The 20,967-nt window shown below is 71.2% G+C and carries 16 protein-coding genes; 5 read left to right on the forward strand and 11 right to left on the reverse strand.

The genetic code is table 11. From position 1 onward, the window contains the following. Positions 1-454 precede the first annotated feature (454 nt). Together GTY58_RS12920 and GTY58_RS12925 are read right to left on the reverse strand one after the other, a co-directional pair. Positions 455-2,263: an IucA/IucC family protein gene (locus GTY58_RS12920; RefSeq protein WP_202497909.1), complete on the reverse strand. Its 1,809-nt coding sequence runs from the start codon at positions 2,261-2,263 to the stop codon at positions 455-457. A gap of 417 nt (positions 2,264-2,680) precedes the next feature. Further along, on the reverse strand, positions 2,681-4,135 hold the full coding sequence (locus GTY58_RS12925; protein ID WP_010983904.1) for a diaminobutyrate--2-oxoglutarate transaminase family protein: 1,455 nt from the start codon (positions 4,133-4,135) through the stop codon (positions 2,681-2,683). 531 nt (positions 4,136-4,666) lie between these two features. On the opposite strand from GTY58_RS12925, the gene GTY58_RS12930 reads away from it, so the two are divergent. Continuing rightward, positions 4,667-5,899, forward strand: a complete 1,233-nt coding sequence (locus tag GTY58_RS12930; protein ID WP_010983905.1) for a hypothetical protein — start codon at positions 4,667-4,669, stop codon at positions 5,897-5,899. A 195-nt stretch (positions 5,900-6,094) separates the two neighbouring features. Beyond that, positions 6,095-7,288 (forward strand): hypothetical protein, encoded by a 1,194-nt coding sequence (locus tag GTY58_RS12935; protein ID WP_010983906.1) that lies wholly within the window; start codon positions 6,095-6,097, stop codon positions 7,286-7,288. 65 nt (positions 7,289-7,353) lie between these two features. Here GTY58_RS12935 and hflX read toward each other — a convergent pair whose 3' ends face one another. From hflX to miaA, 6 genes are all read right to left on the reverse strand, one after another. Then, the gene (hflX, locus tag GTY58_RS12940; RefSeq protein ID WP_010983907.1) at positions 7,354-8,847 is read right to left on the reverse strand and encodes a GTPase HflX; all 1,494 of its coding nucleotides are present in this window, start codon (positions 8,845-8,847) and stop codon (positions 7,354-7,356) included. Positions 8,848-9,032: 185 nt separating this feature from the next. Continuing rightward, positions 9,033-10,502, reverse strand: a complete 1,470-nt coding sequence (locus tag GTY58_RS12945; RefSeq protein WP_010983908.1) for a M1 family metallopeptidase — start codon at positions 10,500-10,502, stop codon at positions 9,033-9,035. Between the two features lie 211 nt (positions 10,503-10,713). After that, entirely contained in the window at positions 10,714-12,876 is a 2,163-nt protein-coding gene (locus tag GTY58_RS12950; protein ID WP_010983909.1) for an HD domain-containing protein, read from the reverse strand. Between the two features lie 298 nt (positions 12,877-13,174). Continuing rightward, positions 13,175-14,044, reverse strand: coding sequence for a diaminopimelate epimerase (dapF, locus tag GTY58_RS12955; RefSeq protein ID WP_010983910.1), 870 nt, complete (start codon positions 14,042-14,044; stop codon positions 13,175-13,177). 323 nt (positions 14,045-14,367) lie between these two features. Continuing rightward, complete coding sequence (locus tag GTY58_RS12960) at positions 14,368-14,895, reverse strand: hypothetical protein (protein ID WP_037650098.1); 528 nt, start codon at positions 14,893-14,895, stop codon at positions 14,368-14,370. Positions 14,896-15,003: 108 nt separating this feature from the next. After that, positions 15,004-15,942, reverse strand: a complete 939-nt coding sequence (miaA, locus tag GTY58_RS12965) for a tRNA (adenosine(37)-N6)-dimethylallyltransferase MiaA (RefSeq protein ID WP_010983912.1) — start codon at positions 15,940-15,942, stop codon at positions 15,004-15,006. Positions 15,943-16,211: 269 nt separating this feature from the next. Between miaA and GTY58_RS12970 the strand changes: the two genes are divergently transcribed. Both GTY58_RS12970 and GTY58_RS12975 read left to right on the forward strand, forming a co-directional pair. Next, a complete protein-coding gene (locus tag GTY58_RS12970; RefSeq protein WP_306292873.1) occupies positions 16,212-16,490 on the forward strand; it encodes a hypothetical protein in 279 nt (92 codons plus the stop codon). Between the two features lie 24 nt (positions 16,491-16,514). Continuing rightward, positions 16,515-16,790 carry an antitoxin gene (locus tag GTY58_RS12975; protein ID WP_010983914.1) on the forward strand — a complete coding sequence of 92 codons (276 nt, stop codon included), beginning with the start codon at positions 16,515-16,517 and terminating at the stop codon, positions 16,788-16,790. 144 nt (positions 16,791-16,934) lie between these two features. On the opposite strand, the gene GTY58_RS12980 is transcribed toward GTY58_RS12975, so the two are convergent. From GTY58_RS12980 to GTY58_RS12990, 3 genes are all read right to left on the reverse strand, one after another. Next, positions 16,935-17,654, reverse strand: coding sequence for a class III extradiol dioxygenase subunit B-like domain-containing protein (locus GTY58_RS12980; RefSeq protein WP_010983915.1), 720 nt, complete (start codon positions 17,652-17,654; stop codon positions 16,935-16,937). A 69-nt stretch (positions 17,655-17,723) separates the two neighbouring features. Next, entirely contained in the window at positions 17,724-19,250 is a 1,527-nt protein-coding gene (gene miaB, locus GTY58_RS12985) for a tRNA (N6-isopentenyl adenosine(37)-C2)-methylthiotransferase MiaB (RefSeq protein WP_010983916.1), read from the reverse strand. 113 nt (positions 19,251-19,363) lie between these two features. Then, complete coding sequence (locus tag GTY58_RS12990) at positions 19,364-19,840, reverse strand: MazG nucleotide pyrophosphohydrolase domain-containing protein (RefSeq protein WP_010983917.1); 477 nt, start codon at positions 19,838-19,840, stop codon at positions 19,364-19,366. Positions 19,841-19,952: 112 nt separating this feature from the next. On the opposite strand from GTY58_RS12990, the gene GTY58_RS12995 reads away from it, so the two are divergent. Continuing rightward, entirely contained in the window at positions 19,953-20,951 is a 999-nt protein-coding gene (locus GTY58_RS12995; protein ID WP_010983918.1) for a TAXI family TRAP transporter solute-binding subunit, read from the forward strand. The last annotated feature ends 16 nt before the right edge of the window (positions 20,952-20,967 follow it).

A 20,967-nucleotide genomic window follows, 5' to 3' on the forward strand; every position in this document is an offset into this window, starting at 1 on the left:
GGACCGTAGAGGCGGCAGCGAACGGGGCCGCCGGATCAACGGCGTCGGAGCAACCGTCCGAATCCGCCGAAGCAGCCGTGGCGCCGGCGCGGGCCGGGACGGAGGGAGCGGCCGTCGCCGTGCCCTGCGCCTCGGGCCCCGCGTCCTTACGCCCCGCTGGCTCTTCCGCGCCTCCTACCGCATCTTCCTCGCCGCCCGCTGTCCCTTCCTCGCCTCGTACTGCACCATCCCCGCCGCCCGCAGCCTCTTCGCCGCCCGCCGCCTCTTCCGCGGCGAAGAGCGCGACGAGTTCGTCGGGCAGCCGCAGTTCCAGCGTGTCCTCGCTGTCGGCGGCTGAGCGGGCTGAGACGGCGATACGGGCGGGGTCCGCAGAGGTAGCGGGCTCGGCGTCGGTGCTCGCATCGGTGGGAGGCACGGCGACGCTCCTCTCAGAAGACGGGGTGGGTCATGTTCCTCAGGAATGAAGGGGATTGGCGATGGTGACGTAGACGGACTGGGTGTCGACCGGGCCGACGAGCTCGTCGAGGCCGTGCAACCGGGTCAGCAGGTTGGCCTTGCAGCGCAGCACGGGTGAGTCGAGCAGGCGGGTCGGCAGCGGTGTGCGCAGCCGGGCGGGGCCGGTGGCGACATCGGCGAGGAAGCGTCGGAAGGCCGCCAGCAGCAGTTGCTCTTCGGCAAGGTGCTGGGAGCCGAACGCCCCGATGAGCCCGAGCACGTTGTTGATGCCGAGGTAGTACGCGAAGCGTTCGTCGGTGACCTCGTCGGAGACGAAGGTGTCACTGTGCTCGCCGATGCCGGGCAGCCGGGCCTCGAGTTCCGCGCGCCGGGACGTACGGAAGTAGTACCCCTGGTTGTCCCGGTAGCGGCCGCCCGTGGGCCAGCCTTCGGGGTCCAGCAGGAGCAGGGTGTTCTGCTGGTGGGCCTCCAGTGCGATGCCCGCCTCGCTGTCGAGCCACAGCACGGGCCGTACGACCTGCTCCAGATACCGCAGGAACCACTCGGTGGCCACGGCACCGCGGGGACGGCCCGTGCGGCCGGCGAGCCGGATGATGATCTCGGCGAGCCGCGAGCGCATGACGGGACGGGGCTGTTCGGTGGGCTGGGGCCAGGGGCGTGGCGAGACGAGCCCGGCGACGCAGGAGACGTCGTCGGTCGGGGCGAACGGGTTGTGGCGGATCATCACGTCGAGCCCGGGGACCGCGTTCCCGTGCTGGTCGTCGACGGCGAGCCAGGCCGGGTCGCGGACGATGTCGAAGCCGGGGTGCGCTGCCTGCCACTGCTCGCCGAGGCCGCTGCGCAGCAGACGGTGGACCTCGACGCCCCGGTGCAGTTCCTTGCGGAGGTTCTCCCGGCGGGAGTTGGTGATGCGCAGGCCCAGCGACAGCTTCAGCATGGCCGGGGCGCCGGTGCGGTGGACGGTGCGGACGGATGAGGTGGGGTGCCACGCGGGGCCATGGGGGCCGAGATCCCGGATCAGTCCGGCGTCGAGCAGCGCGGCGGCCTCGGGACGGTGCCGGATCTCGCGGATCTGCCAGGGGTGCAGCGGCAGCGCGGCGAACCCGTCGGGCATCGGCAGTCCGTCGCCGGCGAGCCGTGCGGTCAGCTGCTCGGCGGGCACGGGACGACCGCGCTCGGTCCACGCCGAGTTCGTGGCGAGTACCGGGGGCGCGACGGCCAGCCAGTGCAGGGCGAAGGATCCGCGCAGCTCGGGTGAGTAGAGGCGGGCTTCGGCCTCGGAGAGGCCCTCGCGGCTCTTCGGCGTGGGGTGCAGCGGGTGTCCGAGCAGCAGCGCCTGTTCGGCGGCGAGGAAGAGGTCGGGCTCGTCGGCGGGGCGGGCGCGGCGGTCGTCGATGAAGACGGCGGTGCGACGGACGGAGTCGGCGACACGGCCCACCAGGTCGGCGCTGTGGTCGACGGCGCAGTGGTCGACGGCGCTGTGCGCGGGGCGGGGGGCGCGGCGGCTTCCGGCCGCTTCCCTGGCCAGCAGCGCCACCACCGTCACCGCGTCGGCCGGCGGGGCCGTCTGCGGCGCGTCCGCGAGGTACGGGAGGCCGAAGCGGTGCCAGCCCGTCGGGGACCAGTGGTGAACGGGGACGAGGAGGGCGGTGCCCGTGGCGAGCAGGGGGATGCGCAGGGTGCCGTCGTCGGGGGCGACGAGGCCGTTCTCCCGTACCCAGCAGCGCAGCAGGTTCTCGACGGCGGCGGCCTGGGCGGCGGTCTGGGCTTCGGGATGATCCAGCGGGTCGGCGGTGGTGCCGCGCAGCCGCTCACTCTCCCGAGCCCGTCCAACCGGCGGGGGGACCGATTCGGACGCCTGCACAACTGGGGTGCGGACCTCCGGTACGAATACGACCTGGGTCGCTGGTGCGAGCGGGGCCTGGGTCTCAGGTGCCGGCGCGGCCTGAGCCTCCGATGCGAACACGGCCTGGGGGCCCTGAACGGTCGGGAGCTGGGTGTCGTGGCCTGCTCGCTCGTGAGTGCGGGAGCCGCCGTCGGATGTGGGGGTGGCGTTCAACAGAGTTCCTCGTGGGGCGTTATGGGGCGTTGTGGGGCGTTCGGGCTCGCACGGGGCGAGCCGGGGACACGGGTGATGGGGGGGGCGCTGCGGGCCGTCCGGGTCGATGCGGCTGGGGCGGGGGAGCCATCCACCGATCCCGCCTCACGCTCCGGCCGTACGCGACTACCCGGCCCGCTCCGAGCGCTGGAAGCCTCGGCTCCGTTCTGCCCGCCCGCGCGCCACCGCTTCCACCGCGTCCGCGAGTCGGTCCAGCACCGCGGTCGCCTGTTCGTCGCTGATGGTCAGCGGGGGAAGCAGCCGGACCACGCTCGCGTGCCGGCCGCCCAGTTCGACGATCAGGCCACGCCGCAGACACTCCCGCTGGACCGCGGCCGCCAGTTCGGGCGCGGCGGGACGCGGGCCCGCGCCGGCCGTGTCCAGGGACGCGAAGTCCCCGGAACCCGGACTCACCGCCTCGCGATCCTCCTCGGCCCGCACCAGCTCGACGCCGATCATCAATCCCCGACCGCGCACTTCCCCGACACACGGGAACTCCGTCGCGAGTGAGCGGAGTTGGTCGAGCATGCGCGCCCCCAGGGTCTGCGCGCGTTCGGCGAGGCGGTGCTCGCGGACGTACGCGAGCGTGGCCGTGCCCGCGGCCATGGCGAGCTGGTTGCCGCGGAACGTGCCCGCGTGGGCGCCCGGTTGCCAGACGTCGAGGTCGTCCCGGTACACGACGACAGCGAGGGGCAGACTGCCGCCGATTGCCTTCGACAGGACCATCACGTCCGGTACGACACCGCTGTGTTCGACCGCCCAGAACCTTCCGGTACGGCCCACTCCCGTCTGCACCTCGTCCGCGATCAGCGGAATGGACCGGTCCGCGGTGATCGCGCGCATCCGGCGCAGCCAGGCATCCGGCGCGGGAATCACCCCGCCCTCGCCCTGCACGGGTTCGAGGATCATCCCGGCGGGCAGCGGCACGCCCGACTTGACGTCGTCGAGCAGCGACTCGGTCCAACGGGCGCCGAGTTCGGCGCCACGTTCGCCGCCGATGCCGAAGGGACAGCGGTAGTCCTGTGGATAGGGCAGGCGCGCCACCCGTCCGTCGGTCGCGCCCCCGGATGCCTCGAGCGCCCCCGCGGTCATCCCGTGGTACGCGCCGGTGAAGGCGAGCAGTCCGCTGCGCCCGGTGGCCGTACGCACCAGCTTGAACGCGGCTTCGACGGCGTCCGTCCCGGCCGGCCCGCAGAACTGGACGCGCGCCCGGTCGGCGAGCCCGGCCGGCAGCGTGCGGAACAGCTCGGTGGTGAACGCGTCCTTGACCGGGGTGGCCAGGTCCAGGACGTGCAGCGGAGCCCCGGAGTCGAGGACCTTCCGGATCGCCTCCAGGACCACCGGGTGGTTGTGTCCCAGAGCCAGTGTCCCCGCGCCCGAGAGACAGTCGAGGTAGCGGCGCCCGTCGGCCCCCTCGATGGTCAGCCCGCGCGCCCGGACCGGCACGATCGGCAGGGCGCGCGCATAGGTGCGTGCCGCGGATTCGCGCGCCGACTGACGCCGCAGAATCCCCTCGTGCGCCGCGTGCGCTCCCTCGGCTTCACGTTTCAGGGACGCCACCGCAGACTTGGTCACAGCCACGACGACAGTTCCTCCCGCTGTTCAGAGGCGAGTTGAGGGAGGGCACTGAACGGACGCGCTGAACACAGGCGGCAGGCCCCCCGTACGTACCAACGAGACGGCTCGCTCGGGGAAGCGGGTGAGCCGAAGATCCTTGCCGATGGCTGCAGACCTTGCCGATGGCTGGCGACCTTGCCGAGACCCAAGACCTCGCCGATGGCTGGAGGCCCCGCCGATGCCCGATGGTCCTCGCCCGTGACCGGAGACCCCATCATGATCGAAGGCCCTTGCCCGTGACCGCCGTTCTCCGGGTGATCATCTCCGTGACGGAACCGTTGCCGCCCCGTCGGATGTCCCCCACAGCGACCGCATAGTGTGTGGTGCCGTCCGGCGGAGACGGATGATCATCGGGCTATCGGTTCTCGCGACAGCGATAGCGGTCGCGTACCGAGGGGGCCGAATCCGCGCATCCGCACCAAACCGCGGTACGCGACCGCGTATCGCGGTCGCACCCGCAGTACAGATGTCTCTTCACCAGGGGGAGTTCACACCATGCGACCGATTCGCCCGCTCTTCGCCGCTCGCCGAGGGAGGAGCGCACGCCGCAGGACCTCTCCCGTGCTGGGCGCCGTCGGCCTCGCCACGGCACTCGCGCTGACCGCCACCGCCTGCGACTCGGGCGACGACACCAAGGCGAGCAGCGAGTCGTCCCCGTCCGCGTCCTCCGCCGGCGACGACAAGATCAAGATCCCGGACGACATCAGGGACAAGCTCAAAGAGCGCGGGATCGACATAGACAAGTGGAAGAACGGCGCCTGGAAGAACTGGAACAGGGACGACTGGCTGCGCGAGGCCAACGAGTACATCAACCCGATCATCAAGGGCCTGTGGGACCCGGACCGGATGCGTGACGCCGACGACCCGGACAAGAACAAGGGCGTCGACGACAACGACCTCACCGGCGACCAGGGCGTCACGGACCCGACTCCGGCGCCGGTGAACGCGAAGGCGGTGCAGGCGGCGTACCACGACAACGCCCCCACCGCGGGCAAGGTCTTCTTCGACGCGCCCGAGGGCACGATGGTCTGTTCGGCGACCGTGGTCGAGGACCCGGCGCACCCGGGCAAGTCCAACCTCGTGTGGACCGCGGGCCACTGCGTGCACGCCGGCAAGAAGGGCGGCTGGTACCGCAACATCGCGTTCGCGCCCGCGTACAACAACGCCGGCCAGACGACCGCCGAGCTGCAGAACGCCACGAAGCAGGAGATAGCTCCGTACGGCGTCTGGTGGGGCGACTGGGCGCAGACCTCGCAGCAGTGGATCGAGAAGGGCGGCGAGACGGGCGGCGACGGCGCGTCGTACGACTACGCCGTCATCCATGTGACGCCGGAGAAGGGCGGCGACGGCAAGTCCCTGGAGGAGACGGTCGGTTCGGCCCTTCCGGTGGACTTCAACGCCCCCGCCGTGCCGAAGGTGAGCAGCATCACGGCGACCGGCTACCCGGCCGCGGCGCCGTACGACGGGCAGACGCTGTACCAGTGCCAGGACAAGCCGGGCCGGCTGTCCATCGCCAAGTCGGACCCGACGATGTACCGCATCGGCTGCACGATGACCGGCGGTTCGTCCGGCGGCGGCTGGGTGGCGACGGGTTCGGACGGCAAGCCCGCGCTCGTGTCCAACACCTCGATCGGCCCGGTGACTTCGGGCTGGCTGGCCGGCCCACGGCTCGGCCCGGTGGCCAAGGGCGTGTACGACTCGGTCAGCAAGAAGTTCGCGGGTCAGTAGCGCGAGGGTCTGACAGGAGTCGGACGGACGGACGGCGGCGGGGTGGTGGGTGAAAACCTTCACCACCCCGCCGCTGTTCGCCCCCATTCGCCCGGGCATAGTGGAGTGTCGCGGCCGGGCGGGTTCCACGGAGAGCCACGCCGCCGCCTGACAAGCACATGACAGCACTGCGTTTTCAACGGGGGTTACACAAGCATGCGTTCCGTACGTCCGCCCTTCGCGCGCCGGCGCGGGAGGAACACCGTCCTCGCCGCGACCGTCGCGGCCCTGGCGCTCACCGCCACCGCCTGCAACGGCAGCGACGACAAGGCGAGCGACAAGCCCGAGACCACCACCTCGCAGGCGGCCGGCCAGGACAAGGCCCGGATGCCCGGCGACATCGCCGCCCGGCTCAAGGAGCACGGCGTCGATGTCGACAAGTGGAAGAACGGCGGCTGGAAGAACTGGGACAAGGACAAGTGGCTCAGTGAGGCCAAGGACTTCGTCAATCCGGTGATCAAGGGGCTGTGGAAGCCCGAGCGGATGAAGTCCGCCAAGGACCCGGACAAGACGATCTCGGCGAAGGACGCGTCCGCCGACCAGGGCGTCAGCGACCCGGATCCGGCGCCCGTCGACGCCACGGCCGAGAAGACCCCGTACCACGAGCACGCGGCCCCGGTGGGCAAGGTCTTCTTCGACTCCCCCGAGGGCTCGATGGTCTGTTCGGGCACCGTCATCAAGGACGTCAACCACCCGGGCAAGTCCAACCTCATATGGACCGCGGGCCACTGCGTGCACGCGGGCGGCAGCGGCGGCTGGTACCGCAACATCGCGTTCGTGCCGGCCTACAACGACCTCGGCAAGTCCGCGGCGGCACTGAGCGACGCCACGTCGTCCGAGGTCGCTCCGTACGGCCAGTGGTGGGCGGACTGGGCCTCGACCTCGCACCAGTGGATCTCCGGCGGCGACGAGACGGGCGGCGCGGGCGCGCCCTACGACTACGCGGTACTGCACGTGAAGCCCGAGTCCGGCTCCAAGTCCCTGGAGGAGACGGTCGGTGCCGCCCTCGACGTGGACTTCTCCGCGCCCTCCGCGCAGGACGTCAGCGCGATGGGCGCGTGGGGCTACCCGGCCGCGCCGCCGTACGACGGCCAGCAGATGTTCAAGTGCCTCGACGAGCCCGGCCGGCTCTCGCTCTCCCCGAGTCTGCCGACGATGTACCGCATCGGCTGCACGATGACCGGCGGTTCGTCCGGCGGCGGCTGGTTCCGGGTCGTCGACGGCGAGACCAAGCTCGTCTCGAACACCTCGATCGGCCCGTCCGACAACACCTGGCTGGCGGGTCCGCAGCTGGGCAAGGGCGCCAAGGCGCTGTACGACACCATGAGCGAGCAGTACGGCGGTCGGTGACCGCTCCCGTACAAGCGGTAGGCCCGCCCCCTGTGCGAGGGGGCGGGCCTACCGGCTGTGACAGGTCAGGCGAGCGGTGCCGGAACGTACGGCGCGAGATCCGCCGCCAGCTCCTCGTGCACCCGCGCCTTGAGCAGCGTGCCCTCCGGGGTGTGCTCCTCGGAGATCACCTCGCCCTCGGTGTGGGCGCGCGCCACCAGCTTGCCGTGCGTGTACGGCACGAGCGCCTCGATCTCGACCGACGGCCGCGGCAGCTCGTTGTCGATGAGCGCGAGCAGCTCGGCGATGCCCTGGCCGGTGCGGGCCGAGACGGCGATGGAGCGCTTCTCGTTCCTCATCAGCCGCTGGAGCACCAGCGGATCGGCCGCGTCCGCCTTGTTGATCACGACGATCTCGGGTACGCCGGTGGCGCCGACGTCCCTGATCACCTCGCGCACGGCGGCCAGCTGCTCCTCCGGGACCGGGTGCGAACCGTCCACCACGTGCAGGATCAGGTCGGAGTCACCGACCTCCTCCATGGTGGAGCGGAAGGCCTCGACCAGGTGGTGCGGCAGGTGCCGTACAAAACCGACCGTGTCGGCCAGCGTGTACAGCCGGCCGCTCGGGGTCTCGGCCCGGCGCACGGTCGGGTCGAGGGTCGCGAACAGCGCGTTCTCGACGAGCACGCCCGCGCCCGTGAGGCGGTTGAGCAGCGAGGACTTGCCGGCGTTGGTGTAACCGGCGATCGCGACTGAAGGAACCTTGTTCCGACGGCGCTCCTGGCGCTTGATCTCGCGGCCCGTCTTCATGTCCGCGATCTCCCGGCGCATCTTCGCCATCTTCTCGCGGATCCGCCGACGGTCCGTCTCGATCTTGGTCTCACCGGGGCCACGGGTGGCGAGGCCGCCGCCCTTGCCGCCGCCCATCTGACGGGACAGCGACTGACCCCAGCCGCGGAGCCTCGGCAGCATGTACTGCATCTGCGCGAGCGCGACCTGCGCCTTGCCCTCTCGGGACTTGGCGTGCTGGGCGAAGATGTCGAGGATCAGGGCCGTACGGTCGATGACCTTGACCTTGACGACGTCTTCGAGGTGGATGAGCTGGCCGGGGCTGAGCTCACCGTCACAGATGACGGTGTCGGCGCCGGTCTCCAGGACGATGTCCCGCAGTTCGTTGGCCTTGCCGGAGCCGATGTACGTGGCCGCGTCCGGCTTGTCGCGGCGCTGGACGACGCCGTCGAGCACGAGCGCACCCGCGGTTTCCGCGAGGGCGGCCAGCTCGGCGAGCGAGTTCTCCGAGTCCTGAATGGTCCCCGAGGTCCAGACACCGACGAGCACGACGCGCTCCAGGCGGAGCTGTCGGTACTCGACCTCGGTGACGTCCTCGAGCTCGGTGGAGAGGCCGGCCACACGGCGCAGGGCCGCGCGCTCGGAGCGGTCGAACTGATCGCCGTCCCGGTCTCCGTCGATCTCCTGGCTCCAGGCGACGTCCTCTTCCATCAGGGCATCGGCCCGAAGACCCTCGGGGTAAGTGTGCGCGAAGCTCTGCGCGTCCTGGGAAGGGGAAGAAGAGGAGGTCATTGGATCCTTACGTAGCTGGGGACACCGATACGGCGGCGGACATGAACCGTCACCACTCACAACGCGTGAGTGCCCCGGGAGATTCCCGGGAACCGTCCCGCCGGGGCTCTGCGCGCCCCCCAGGGGCCCGGCCGCGCCGCCGACCTGAAGATGGTCGCACGGAACGGCCCGTCTCGTCACCGGGTTTATTTCGTGGCCTGCCCGGACTTCCAGTCCGGGTGCCCGGGCATCGGCGGCGTCTTCTCCCCGTACAGCCACGCCTTGAAGAACCTGCTCAGGTCGCGCCCCGAGAGGGCGGACGCCAGCTGTTCGAAGTCGGCGGTCGACGCCGTGCCGTCCTGGTGGAGGGCCACCCAGGCCCGCTCCAGTCGTTCGAAGACCGGTCGGCCGATCTCCTGGCGCAGCGCGTACAGCGCGAGTGCGGCGCCGTCGTAGACGTTGGGGCGGAAGATGCTGATCTTCTGGCCGGGCTCGGGGCCCTTGGGCGCTGCGGGCGGCCCGCCGGTGGCCCGCCAGGAGTCGGATGCCTCGTAGGCCTCCTTCATGCGCGGCTCCATGGGCCGGTGCGCCGTCTCCTCCGCGTACAGGGCCTCGTACCAGGTGGCGTGTCCCTCGTTGAGCCACAGGTCGGACCAGGTGCGGGGGCTGACGCTGTCGCCGAACCACTGGTGCGACAGCTCGTGCACCATGATCGACTCCACGTACCACTTCGGGTTCGTGGACCGGGTGAACAGCTCTCTCTCGAAGAGCGAGAGTGTCTGTGTCTCGAGTTCGAAGCCGGTCTGCGCCTGGGCCACGAGCAGCCCGTACGTCTCGAACGGGTACGGGCCGACCCTGCGCTCCATCCAGGCGATCTGGCCGGGCGTCTTCGCCAGCCACGGTTCCAGCCGCTTGCGGTCCTTCGTGGGTACGACGTCACGGACGGGCAGACCGCGCGGACCGGTCCGGTGGAGCACCGAGGAGCGGCCGATGGACACCTGGGCGAGTTCGGTGGCCATGGGGTGCTCGGTGCGGTACGTCCAGGTGGTCGCCCTGCCCTCCCGGTCGGCCCCGGCCGGCCGGCCGTTCGCCACGGCCGTGTACCCGTCGGGTGCCGTCACGTGGATGGTGAAGATCGCCTTGTCGGAGGGGTGGTCGTTGCAGGGGAAGACGAGGTGGGCCGCGTCGGCCTGGTTGGCCATCACGAGGCCGTCCTCCGTCCGGACCCAGCCGCTGTCCTGGCCCTTGGCGGACACGGGATCACTGGTGTGCCGCACGGTGATCCGCATCGGGGTCCCCCGGGAGACCGGCGCCTCGGGGGTGACCACCAGGTCCTCGCCCGCACCGGTGAACGACGCGGGCTCGCCGTTGACGTCGACCGACCGCACGATGCCGTGCGCGAAGTCCAGGTTGATGCGGTCCAGCCGGCCCTTCGCCTGTGCGTTGATGGTGGTGACGGCGGTGAGCGGCTTGTTGTTGGCGCCGGGATAGGTGAAGGCGAGGTCGTACGAGGCGACGTCGTATCCGGGGTTTCCGAGGTGCGGGAAGAGCCGGTCGCCGATCCCCAGGGGGACCGCCGGCGCGGGGGCGCTCGCGGCGATGAGGCAGACGGAGACGGCGGAGGCGAGCATCGCCGACGTGACGCGACGGGTTCTGGGGCGGGGGGTGTGCGGCATGGACCACGGCTACCAGCGCGCGGGGGCCCGGCGGTGACGACTCGCACCGGTCCCACTCGAACGGGTTCGTGGCGGCCCCGGGTGAGCCGGGTGCCGCCGCCGGGTTCCGCGGGGGCTCTGGGGTTCGTAGGGGCTCCGGGTTCCGCGGGGGCTCCGTGACAGCGCCGGACTGCCATCGGGCGGCTCCGGCGCGCGGCCGCCCGGCCCGGAGCTACTGCGCGGCCGCCGCCTGGTGCTGCGCCCGGCTCACGTCGAACACCCCGGGCACGTTCCGCATCGCGCGCATGAGGGCCGGGAGGTGTGCCGCGTCAGGGAGTTGGAGCGTGTACGTGTGCCGTACGCGCTGGCGGCTCGGGGGCTCCACGGTCGCGGAGACGATCGCGACGCCCTCCACGGCGATGGCCTCGGTGAGGTCGGCGAGAAGGTGGGGGCGCCCGAACGACTCGGCGACGAGCGTGACCCGGCATTCGGAGGTGTCCCCCCAGCGCACACCGACCTCCGCGCGCCCCACGCTCTTCATGCGTGCCACTCCGGCGCACTCGACTCGGTGGACGGTCACCACTCCCCCGCGCACGGCGAATCCGGTGATCTCGTCGGGCGGTACGGGCGTACAGCAGCCGGCCAGGCGGACCGAGGCTCCCGGCTGGTCGACGACGGCGTTCGCGGCGGGGCGGGCGGCGGGTCCTTCGGGGGCGAAGCGGGCGGCGCCCTCCGCGGCGGGGTCGGCGGCGAAGCGTTCGGCGAAGCCGTCCGTGGCGGGGCCGTCGGCGGGCTCCTCGCTCGGCGACGGCGACGGGTGCGCGGCCAGCCACCGCTGGATGGCGATCCGCGCGGCAGGCGTGTGCGCATGCTCCAGCCACTCCCTGGAGGGCTCGGACGCGGGGTCCTGGCCCATCAGGAGCTGCACGGTGTCGCCGTCCTTCAGGACCGTACTCAGCGTCGCCAGACGGCCGTTGACACGCGCGCCGATGCAGGCGTGGGCGTCCTCGCCGTACTGCGCGTACGCGGCGTCCACACAACTCGCGCCCTCGGGGAGACCCAACGCGCCCCCGTCGGGGCGGAACACGGTGATCTCCTTGTCCTGGGCGAGGTCTTCGCGCAGCGTCGACCAGAACGTGTCGGTGTCCGGGGCGGCCTCCTGCCAGTCCAGGAGCCGGGAGAGCCAGCCGGGGCGGGTCGGGTCGGCGCGCTCGCCCTCGGCGGGGTCGTCGGCCCCGGGGGTGTACGGATTGCCGAGCGCGATGACACCGGCCTCGGCGACCTTGTGCATCTGGTGGGTGCGGATGAGGACTTCGGCGACCTCGCCGTCCTCGCGCGCCACGGCGGTGTGCAGCGACTGGTACAGGTTGAACTTGGGGACGGCGATGAAGTCCTTGAACTCGGAGACCACCGGCGTCAGACATGTGTGGAGTTCACCGAGGACGCCATAGCAGTCGGCGTCCTCGTTCACCAGCACCAGGAGGCGGCCGAAGTCGGAGCCGCGCATCCGGCCGCGCTTGCGGGAGACGCGGTGCACGGAGACGAAGTGCCGGGGCCGGATGAGGACTTCGGCCTGCAGTCCGGCCTCGCGCAGGACGGTGCGCACGTTTTCGACGATCTCCGTGAGCGGGTCGCCGCCGTTCGCCGCGTTGCCGACGATGAGTTCTCTGGTGCGCTCGTACTCCTCGGGATGCAGGATCGCGAAGACGAGGTCCTCGAGTTCGGTCTTCAGCGCCTGGACGCCGAGCCGTTCGGCGAGCGGGATGAGCACGTCCCGGGTGACCTTGGCGATGCGTTCCTGCTTCTCCTTGCGCATCACGCCCAGGGTGCGCATGTTGTGCAGCCGGTCGGCGAGTTTGATCGACATCACGCGTACGTCGTTGCCGGTGGCCACGAGCATCTTGCGGAACGTCTCCGGCTCGGCCGCGGCGCCGTAGTCGACCTTTTCCAGCTTGGTGACGCCGTCGACCAGGTAACAGACCTCCTCGCCGAACTCGGCTCGCACCTGATCGAGCGTCACCTCCGTGTCCTCGACGGTGTCGTGGAGCAGAGACGCCGTCAAGGTCGTGGTCTCCGCGCCGAGTTCGGCGAGGATCAGGGTCACGGCGAGGGGGTGCGTGATGTACGGCTCGCCGCTCTTGCGCATCTGGCCGCGGTGCGAGGACTCGGCGAGTACGTACGCGCGGCGCAGGGGTTCGAGGTCGGCGTCGGGGTGGTGGGCGCGGTGGGCCTCGGCCACATGACCGATCGCGTCCGGCAGCCGGTCGCGGGCCGCGGGGCCGAGCAGCGCGGCCCGGCCCAGACGGCGCAGGTCGATCCTGGGGCGGCCCTTCCTGCGGTACGCCCCGGGCGTGACGGGGCCGGGCGTGGCAGGGTTCGTGGCCTCCGCGCTCATGGGCACCTCCGGCTGCTTGGACCGGTGGACGGGGTGCCCCATGGCGTACGCGGCACTGGGGATGGCGACATTCCCCCGTCCGGGCCGGTGCTTGATGCTACCGAGCCCACCACGCGCGTCCGACCGCCTCTCGCCGAGCGTGAAACGGATCACCCATTCGAGCGAAGGTTCAGAGGTTTACGATTTCGAGCCACGCCGAATGCGGCCGACCGTGGATTCGAACCGGCTCGGGCTGCGGAGGCTGCGCTTGACGGCTTCCACAGCTGCCGAAGGCCGCAATGTCTTACGGCCCGGCGCCTCAGAGGGCCGCGTTTTCCAGCCACTCCGCGTCGATCTCGCCCTCGGCGACAATCACCGCGGGGCCGGTCATCTCGATCTCGCCGTCCGGGCGCTCGGTGATCACCAGCGTTCCGCCCGGGAGATCGACGGTGTACGTCGCCGGGGTACCCGTCACCGCGGGGTCCGCGCCGTCGCGGCGGGCGGCGGCGACGGCCACGGCGCACGCGCCCGTGCCGCACGAACGGGTCTCGCCCGAGCCCCGCTCGTGGACGCGCATCGCGACGTGGCCGGGGGCGCGGTCGATCACGAACTCGACGTTCACCCCGTCCGGGTAGGCGGTCGGCGGACTGAAGGGCGGCGGGGCGAGCAGGTCGCCCGCGTGCGCGAGGTCGTCGACGAAGGCGACCGCGTGCGGGTTGCCCATGTTCACATTGCGCGCGGGCCAGCTGCGCTCACCGACGCTCACCGTGACGTCCCCTTCGGGGAGGAACGCCTTGCCCATGCCGACGGTGACGTCGCCGTCCTTGGCGATGTGCACGGTCTTCACGCCGCCGCGCGTGGCCACCGCGAGGTCGCCTTCGGTCACATGTCCGGCCCGCTGGAGGTAGCGCGCGAACACCCGCACTCCGTTGCCGCACATCTCGGCGACCGAGCCGTCGCCGTTGCGGTAGTCCATGAACCACTCCGCCTCGGCGGCCATCTCCCTGGCCTCCGGATGGGCGGCGGAGCGCACGACGTGCAGCACGCCGTCGCCGCCGATGCCCGCGCGGCGGTCGCACAGGGCGGCGACGGCGGCCGGGGGCAGGTCGATGGCGTTCTCGGGGTCCGGGACGATCACGAAGTCGTTCTCAGTGCCGTGACCCTTGAGGAAGGCGATCCGCGTGCTCATCCCTCGATCGTAAAGGGTCGGTACGACATTCCGGCGAGCGGTCGGACAGACGGTCCGATCGGCGGCCGTGGGGTGTCGGTGGTGTCGGCCCGGCAGGCGGATCGGCACAGCCATGGGCAGGCGGCCCCGCAGGCGTATCGGAGTAGCCATGGGCCGTCGATCCCGTAGACGCATCGGGCAGCCGTGGGCATCAGGTCGCCCCGTCGGCGATCGGAGCAGCCGGGCCGTCGGTCTCGCGGGCGGATCCGATCACGCGGCAGGCGGGTCCGGCAGACGAACCGGGTTGCCCCTGAGCAGTCGCTCCGGTAGGTGGATCGGGCCGCTCAGCGCAGCCGCGCCACGCGCCACACGGCGAGCACGACGACCGCGGCGACGACGACGGCGTACGCGATCACGACCCGCCAGTCCACGCGGCGGCCGGAGCCGCGCTGCGGCAGGCCCGGCCAGGTGTAGCCCACCCGGCGGGCGGCCATCATGCCCCAGCCGGCGGCGCAGGAGCAGATCAGTAGTCCGAGCATGGCGACCACGGCACCGCCGTCGCCGAACTCGAAGGCCAGCGGGAAGGCGAACATCAGCGAGCCGACCGCGGCCAGCGCCACGATGGGCGCGAGCTGCCAGATCCGCAGCCGGCGCTGGGGACGCAGCTCGACCTCGACCTCGGGTCCCGGGGACATCTCTTCCGGTTCCGGTCCGTCGGCGGTCACGCCTCCCGGCGGCTGCTCATCGGGCCCGTCCGGGCTCAGCAAAACTCCGTCGGGCTCCAGTCGGTACCCGTCGGCGCCCAGCTCGTCCCCGCGTTCCGGGGTGTCCTGCTCCGCGCCTTGTGCGGTATCGCGAGGGCCGGCCTCCATCGCCACGCGCCCTCCCAACTCGGACTCCACTTGGTCGATCGAAGCTCGATGATGGCACGCCGCCGGAGGCGCGGATGACGGCCGGAGCGTCCCGATGCCATGACGTGATCAGGCTGTAACCGGTCGTTCGACCAACATCAGTGCGAGCTGCGGAAGTTCTGTGAGATCCGCCGCAGCCCCACTGAGCCAATGCACCCGGGGGTCGCGCCTGAACCATGAATCCTGACGGCGCGCGAAGCGCTTGGTGGCACGTACGGTCTCGGCGCGCGCTTCGTCCTCGGTGCACTCCCCGGCGAGCGCCGCGAGTACCTGCTGGTAGCCGAGCGCACGCGATGCCGTACGCCCCTCACGCAACCCCTGCGCCTCCAGCGCGCGCACCTCGTCGACGAGGCCCGCCTCCCACATCCGGTCGACCCGGCGTGCGATGCGCTCGTCGAGTTCGGGGCGCGCCACGTCGACCCCGATCTGGACGGTGTCGTAGACGGAGTCATGGCCCGGCAGGTTGGCTGTGAAGGGCCGGCCGGTGATCTCGATCACCTCGAGGGCCCGGACGATGCGGCGGCCGTTGCTGGAGAGGATCGCGTGGCCGGCCTCGGGGTCGGCGGCGGCCAGGCGGGCGTGCAGCGCCCCGGGGCCGCGCAGCGCGAGCTCCTCCTCGAGCCGGGCCCGCACCTCGGGGTCGGTGCCGGGGAACTCCAGGTTGTCGACGGCCCCGCGCACGTACAGCCCGGAGCCGCCCACCAGGATCGGCCAGCGACCCTCGGCGAGCAGGGCGTCGATGCGGGCGCGGGCCAGGCGCTGGTACTCGGCGACGCTGGCGGCGACGGTGACGTCCCAGATGTCCAGGAGATGGTGCGGGATGCCGCCGCGCTCCTCGGGCGTCAGCTTGGCGGTGCCGATGTCCATCCCTCGGTAGAGCTGCATGGAGTCGGCGTTGACGACCTCGCCGTCGAGACGCTGGGCGAGGAAAACGCCCAGATCGGACTTTCCTGCCGCGGTCGGTCCGACGACGGCGATGACGCGGGGGGCGGGGGGTGCGCTACTCACTGCCCCAGTCTCGCAAACCCGAAGACCACTCCTCGAACGAGCTACGTGACGGCACGGGTGCGGGGTCGTTGCCTGTTGCGAGGTTCCGGCCGCCGGTCTCGGGAGCCGGTGACCCGGGCGATGCAAACGGACGCACCGGGCTACGCGGGATTTCGCCCGTACGAGTAACGTATGGAGTGGATATGGGCGTTTTTGCACGACTTCTCCGGAGGTCGAAGGCTACGAAGGAGGCGTCGACCGCCGAGGCGGAGGCCGTGAAGGTGACGGCCGTGAAGGTGACAGCTGAGCCTGTGGCGAAGGTGACGGAGGAGGCGAAGGGTTCCGAGGCCGATGCCAAGGCAGACAACAAGGCCGGTGCCAAGGTTGCGGAAAAGGTTGAGGTCGTAGCCGAGTCCGAGGTCGAGGGCGAGGCGACGAAGGCCGAACCCGAGCCCGAGGCCTCGACGGAGGACACCGCTCAGTCCGTCGGCGAGAGCGTCGAGATCCCCAAGCAGCAGTCCGCCGAGGAAGCCGCCGACAGCGACACCGGCGAGGACGCCCGCACATAGATGCCCCGCGAGGGAAGGTGAACCATGAGTCTCCTGGAGAATTTGAAGGCCAAGCTCGCCCCGGCCAAGGACAAGGTGTCGGACCTCGCGCAGCAGCACGGGGACAAGGTGGAACGTGGTCTCGACAAGGCCGCGAAGATGGTCGACGAGAAGACCAAGGGCAAATACAGCGACAAGATCCATACGGGGACGGGCAAGGCGAAGGGTGCCATGGACCGACTCGCGCACAAGGACGGCGGATCGCCGGGCGGTGGCGCGACTCCACCGCATGATGCGCCTGGGCCCCCCACGGCTTTCTGAACTGAACAGCACATCGGCGGACGGCCGCGGAGCGCTCGGCTCCCGGCCGTCCGCCGTGTGCGCGCCCGCGCGGCCCGGGCCGGCCGCGTCACGCAGGCGACCACACCAGGCCTAGCAGGCACTTCGACCAGGCCGAGCAGGCGACTACGACCAGGCCGCCACCAGGTACCCCACCCCGTACGGCGCGTCGTCATAGAGCAGCGATCCGCCGAGACCCGCGCCCTCGGCCGCGCCCGCGAGGACCTGCCAGGGGGCCCGGCCGGAGGCCTTCAGCTCGTACGCCAGCTCCGCGTCCAGCCCCTTGAGGGCGGTCACGTCCGCAGCCCCCAGTGCCCGCGCGACCTCCGCGTCGAAGCCCGCCGCGCGCTCGTCGAGATAACCCGGCGCCTTGAGCGTCCGGCACGCGCTGGCATCGCCCATCACCAGCAACGCCGTCCGCTCGACCCGCGCGACCAGGCCCTCCCCGGCCTCGATGCACCGCTCGGCCGCGAGGGTCTCCCCCACACCGAGGCCTTCCACGGCGGCGTCGGACCAGCCGGTCCGCTCCAGCAGCCACGCCGCGACGGCCAGCGAGGGCGGAAGCTCACCGTGCGAGGCCGCCGGTGCCGCCCGGTCCCCGCCCAGTCGTACGTCGAGGTCCACGCCGAACCCACGGAACGAACCCCGCGTGCCCTCCGGGTGCGGTCCTCGCCCGCTCTGCTCGGCGGGCCCGAGGACCACCAGCCGGTCGGGACGCGCCGCGGCGAGTACGCCCAGCGCGTCCGTGCAGGCGGCACGCGCGGCGTCCAGCTCGGGCGCGGCGCCCGTGGCGACCTCGGGCACGAGGAGGGGCGGACAGGGGCAGACGGCGGCGGCTACAAGCATGATCGGCAGCGTACGCGGTCGCCGTCTGATCGTCGCCGGGCCCGCGGCGGGCCGTCCGGCCCGCCCGGGTCAGTCGCAGCCGCAGCCGCTGCCCGTGGCGACCGGCAGCGGCTCCGGTGCGCCGATCTTCGGCAGCCCCAGCATCACGCCCGCCGGCTTCGCCGCCTCGGCTGTCTTCTCGATGTGTCGCTTCTCCCAGGCGTCCCCCGCGCGCGTGCGGCGCACGTTCAGCACGGGACCCTCGGCGAGCAGGTGGTGCGGAGCGGCGTAGGTGACCTCGACGGTGACGACGTCGCCGGGGCGCACTTCCTCGTCGGGCTTGGTGAAGTGCACGAGGCGGTTGTCGGGGGCGCGGCCGGACAGGCGGTGCGTGGCGCCGTCCTTGCGGCCCTCGCCCTCGGCGACCATCAGCTCCAGGGTGCGGCCGACCTGCTTCTTGTTCTCGTCCCAGGAGATCTCCTCCTGGAGGGCGACGAGACGCTCGTAGCGCGCCTGGACGACCTCCTTGGGGATCTGGTTCTCCATGGTGGCGGCCGGGGTGCCGGGGCGCTTGGAGTACTGGAAGGTGAAGGCCTGTGTGAAGCGCGCCTCGCGCACGGCGTGCATCGTCTGCTCGAAGTCCTCCTCGGTCTCGCCGGGGAAGCCCACGATGATGTCGGTGGTGATGGCCGCGTGCGGGATGGCGGCGCGCACCTTCTCGATGATCCCGAGGTAGCGGTCCTGACGGTACGAGCGGCGCATCGCCTTCAGGACGGTGTCCGAGCCGGACTGCATCGGCATGTGGAGCTGCGGCATCACGTTCGGCGTCTCGGCCATGGCGGCGATGACGTCGTCGGTGAAGTCGCGGGGGTGCGGGGACGTGAAGCGGACCCGCTCCAGCCCGTCGATCTGACCGCATGCCCGCAGCAGCTTGCTGAACGCCTCGCGGTCGCCGATGTCGGAGCCGTACGCGTTCACGTTCTGCCCGAGCAGCGTGATCTCGGAGACGCCCTCGCCGACCAGCGCCTCGATCTCGGCCAGGATGTCACCGGTCCTGCGGTCCTTCTCCTTGCCGCGGAGCGCCGGGACGATGCAGAAGGTGCAGGTGTTGTTGCAGCCGACGGAGATCGACACCCAGGCCGCGTACGCGCTCTCGCGGCGGGTCGGCAGCGTCGAGGGGAACGCCTCCAGCGACTCGGCGATCTCGACCTGGGCCTCTTCCTGTACGCGGGCGCGCTCCAGGAGGACGGGCAGCTTGCCGATGTTGTGCGTACCGAAGACGACGTCCACCCAGGGCGCCTTCGTCACGATGGTGTCGCGGTCCTTCTGCGCGAGACAGCCGCCGACGGCGATCTGCATGCCGGGGCGCTTCGTCTTCATCGGGGCGAGCCGGCCCAGGTTGCCGTACAGGCGGTTGTCGGCGTTCTCGCGGACGGCGCACGTGTTGAAGACGACGACGTCCGCGTCCCCGTCCGAGCCGTCGGGAGCGCGCACGTAACCGGCGTCTTCGAGGAGCCCGGAGAGCCGCTCGGAATCGTGGACGTTCATCTGGCACCCGTAGGTGCGTACTTCGTATGTCTTGACGCCCACTGGCTGGCTCCGGTCGATGCTGCTCATGCCATAAGGGTAGGTGGTGTCCGCACCGCGTCCCGCCCCGGAGCCGCGAGAACAGCCCGCAGCACGTGGTCGAGCAGTTGCCGCCCTGCTCCTCGTGATCCCCCAAGGCCCCGCTACACCGCCGCGGGTCCCCACCCTTGACGGCGGAGGATCGCCCCGACGTCCGGCGCGCGGTAGTGGTCGCCCTTGAGGACCTTGCCGTCGGCCCGGCGGACGGCGCGGCCGTCGGGGCCCAGCTTGGTCATGTTGGCGCGGTGCACCTCGGCGATCACCTCGTCGAGGTCGATCCCGTGGACGAGGGCCGTGCCGTACGCCACGTAGACGACGTCGGCCAGTTCGTGCGCGAGCCGGTCGAGCGGGCCGGTGACGGACACCTCGGCGACCTCCGCCGCCTCCTCGGCGAGCAGCTCACCACGGTGCGCGGCCAGCTCCGGGGAGACCTCGGTCGGCACGGTGCGGGCATCCAGGCCGAAAGCGAGGTGGAACGCGCGGACCAGGGAGGCGGGAGAAGCGGGAGCGGCAGGAGCGGCAGGAGCGGCAGGAGCGGCAGGAGCGGCAGGAGAAGCGTGCGAGAGGGGCGCGGAGTCCATTCGGCGACCCTATCGATCGCATCGATCACCCACGGCCGCTTCGGCCGTGCTCTCGCCCTCCTTCGAGCCCGGCCCTGGCCAGCGGAGCGTGCGGGCTGGCAGGATCGCGCGCATGTTCCAGGCACTCCCCCGTCTTCGCAGGCGCCATGCGCTGCTCGGCTCGACGGCCGCTTTCGTGGTGTTCGGGCTGCTGCTGTGGTGGCTGCTGCCGCTGGGCGAGGAGTCACCGGGCGGCACGGTCACGTTCAGTACGGGCACGCCCACCGGCGTCTATCAGAAGTACGGCAAGCTTCTGAAACAGGCGATCGCCAAGGACATGCCGAAGCTGGATGTCACGCTGCTGGACAGCGACGGGTCGCAGGAGAACGTGCGGAAGGTGGCGACCGGGAATGCCGACTTCACCATCGCGGCGGCCGACGCGGTGGCGACGTACGAGCTGGCGCGCAAGCCGGGAGCCGACCGGCTGCGTGGCTGTGCGCGGCTGTACGACGACTATGTGCACCTGGTGGTGCCGCGTTCGTCGTCCGTGCAGTCCGTGGCGGACCTGAAGGGCAGGAAGGTGGCCGTAGGGCCGAGCGGCTCCGGGGTGCGGCTGATCGCGGAGCATGTACTGAAGGCGGCCGGTCTCGACGCGGAGAAGGACATCACACCGTCGTCCGAGGGCATCGCGGCCATGCCGGGGCTGCTCGAACAACACAAGATCGACGCGTTCTTCTGGTCGGGCGGGCTGACCACCAGTGCGATCACCGAGCTCTCGAAGGGCTTCGACATCCGGCTCGTGCCGATCGGCAGCACCCTGGTCAAGAGGCTCCATGAGCAGGGCGACTCGTCCAGCTACTACCGGGCGGCCGTGATGCCCGCCGATGCCTATCCCCTGGCCCAGCAGGGCTCGTCCGTGCAGACGATCGCGGTCGCCAACCTCCTGATGACCCGGGAGGACATGGACGCGACCCTGACCGAGCAGCTGACCCGTACGGTGATAGACAGCCGTGACCGCATCGGCTCCCAGGTGCACGCGGCCCAGCTGGTGGACCTGCGGACGGCGATCTACACGGATCCCCTGGCGCTGCACGAGGGCGCGAGCCGCTACTACCGCTCGGTGAAGCCGTAGCGAACCGGCTCTCCGG

The sequence above is a fragment of the Streptomyces sp. SID5469 genome (genome assembly GCF_009862865.1).
Lineage (GTDB): Bacteria > Actinomycetota > Actinomycetes > Streptomycetales > Streptomycetaceae > Streptomyces > Streptomyces avermitilis.